The 396-nt window shown below is 42.2% G+C and carries 1 pseudogene; it reads right to left on the bottom strand.

The features are described from left to right. Positions 1 to 396: pseudogene (locus AC2JF9_RS10175) on the bottom strand (hypothetical protein); the annotation flags it as partial.

Here is a 396-nt window from a genome sequence, read left to right as displayed (position 1 = left end):
GTACAACAGCGTTCCCACCGTAGCTGATATCGTCAATACAAGCCCTTGCTTAAAAGCCATCTTTTCGTTATACACGGGCTTCTGAAGAGTCTCATATACAACAACCAGAATTGGCGGTATTACCGCAAGTCGAGGGTAGCCAAACAACCAGCATAAACCGATCCACAACAAATTGAGCACCAAGAACACGAGCATATATTTGTACTCTGTTTTGACTTTTTGATCTAAACCTCTATGTAATCCAAATAAAAGAACCCCAAGCATCAGAATCAACGTAAAAACAATAACCGATATGATAAACGTCCATTCGTTGGCGTTCATCACCAGCGGCAGCAATCCTGTTGCAATGGCTGGAGCCAGGCTAGACTTAAACAATCGAAAAAACAGCATGATAAG

Source organism: Lactobacillus sp. C449L (genome assembly GCF_059900815.1).
This window is presented reverse-complemented; position numbering and strand designations above follow the sequence as displayed.